Here is a 1,924-nt window from a genome sequence, read left to right as displayed (position 1 = left end):
TGACCACGGCCTTTTTGAATTCTGGTGTTTGCACCTGCCCGTTATCTACCAGTTTGGCCATGGCCCACAGCAGGTTAGCGATTTCCTGAGCACCAATATCACTGGCTTCCGGTTTTTGGTTGCTGTTAAATATTATTGCATCAAGTAGGGTCGACAATAAGGCAACTTGAGTGAGCTGAACACGCTCATCCATGGGTTTATGAGGGGTAAAAACACCCGCTGAAGTAAATGAGTGAAGTGTTGTCGTCAGGCTTCGCCAATTCCAGCTCCGTGTTACGGTAAAATTGTGCAGCAAACGCATCAGCTGGCTTTGTTCTGTGCGATTTAACGGTCTTTTAGCCGCTGATGAGTATTTTTTAATTGAACTGGCATACTGACCGTGATTTCTCCCATCATAGCGATGACCGAAATGATGCGATTTACTTACCAGGTCATCCATTACTTCCTGTTTGATAAGGGCATTAAAATCTTGAGCAGGGTTTACTGTACGACGCTGTAGATATTGAGAAGAGCGTGTGCCAGAAGAACGGTAAAATTCATTGCGGCCCGGTGCCGTGCGGGGGATGATTCCATGGTCTGACTGTGGCATGTCGGTATCGCCCACGCCTTGAAGAAGGGGCATGGCCATTCGGTTGGTTGTAACTGTTATCTGATCTTGGGTATTGACCACTGATACCAGCAGAATTTCTATCCATAATTATATTTCATTAATTCATGAAAATATTAAAGGCAGACTGCTGTTATGCCCAGAAGTTCATTGTGCGGCAAAGTATACTTGAGTCATGATGGGAGGAGGGCGATTACTGGTTGCTTGCTTTCTTCCTCTTTGCCGGGTTAGTTTGCTCTTGTAAATGTTGTTCACCAGTTACGTATGCAGCGTCTGTCGATCCTCTTTTAAGTGAAACAGAGTCATGACCCTGTGGCGGGATGCCTATCCTGATCTCTATTTGATCAATATATGGTTTCATTAAATCTTTGTTCAAAAGCTGGTTAGCCGGGATTTCAATGACCTCAAATCCCACTTTTTGCAACATTGCGATTTTCAGCAGAGTCGAACCCTTCCTGGTTTTGAAATCACCACCCACATAATGAGAGGGACCCTGAACTTCAATCACTATGTTGTGATCTGGCAGTAGCAGGTCAACCGGAGGCAGTGAGTTCAGACTCTTTTCCTCTTCGATCTTCAAAAATGGAATAGATGATTGGAGTTGATCGCGGAAGTCGGCTTGGGTTTTTGAAATGTTTGTGTGGTAATGGCGAACGACCGGACAGGCTCTGCCAAGCCAACTTGCAGCCATGGTGATGATGGATTGATCATCTCCATTATCTGGCGATGTATTTTCCAGGCGAGTCAACAGGTCATCCATGTGTTTTTCAAACAGGTTATTTTTATTGGCATTGGAGTCCAGAAACAACCTGGCACAGCATACCATTAAGGCCCAGAGAGACATCGATATCTCTGGCTGAGAAAGCTGAGGGTTCGTACTGATTCGATAGACAAGCGATTCGAACGCAGAGGTAACCACGTTCAGCTCAACGAGTTCACCCTGTTTCGCAATGGCCCACAGCAGGTTAGCGATTTCCTGTGATTTAAAGTCCGCTTTATGTGCGTTCACGAGGGGCAACAGGGCGGCCACGGCCTCTTTGAGACCTGGTGTCTGCTCCAGCCCCTTGTCCACCAGTTTCGCCATGGCCCAAAGCAGGTTGGCGATACCCTGCGGTGTAAAGTTTGCTTTTTGTCCATTCACGAGGGGCATCAGCGCCGTCACGGCCTCGTTGACCTCTGGTGTCTGCTCCTGCCCGTTGTCCACCAGTTTCGCCATGGCCCAAAGCAGGTTGGCGGTTTCCTGTGGGTTAAAGTTAGCTTTTTGTATGTGCACGAAGGGCAACAGCGCCGCCACGGCCTCGTTGAGACCTGGTGTCG

At 47.7% G+C, this 1,924-nt stretch carries 3 protein-coding genes; all 3 read right to left on the bottom strand.

The features are described 5' to 3' along the window. On the bottom strand, window positions 1-589 hold a 589-nt coding region (locus ACO6V1_RS23710; protein WP_422469027.1), incomplete at its 3' end, for a hypothetical protein. Then, window positions 537-695 carry a hypothetical protein gene (locus tag ACO6V1_RS23705; protein ID WP_422469025.1) on the bottom strand — a complete coding sequence of 53 codons (159 nt, stop codon included), beginning with the start codon at window positions 693-695 and terminating at the stop codon, window positions 537-539. The genes ACO6V1_RS23705 and ACO6V1_RS23710, both read right to left, overlap by 53 nt. A gap of 105 nt (window positions 696-800) precedes the next feature. Beyond that, a partial coding sequence (locus tag ACO6V1_RS23700) for an RAP domain-containing protein (RefSeq protein WP_422469023.1) occupies window positions 801-1,924 on the bottom strand: 1,124 nt, incomplete at its 5' end.

It is taken from the genome of Endozoicomonas sp. ALC013, assembly GCF_049310205.1.
GTDB lineage: Bacteria > Pseudomonadota > Gammaproteobacteria > Pseudomonadales > Endozoicomonadaceae > Endozoicomonas.
This window is presented reverse-complemented; position numbering and strand designations above follow the sequence as displayed.

Excerpts from the sequence above, each read along its gene's own strand:
- ACO6V1_RS23705 (WP_422469025.1), bottom strand. The coding sequence starts at position 695 with ATGGATAGAAATTCTGCTGGTATCAGTGGTCAATACCCAAGATCAGAT.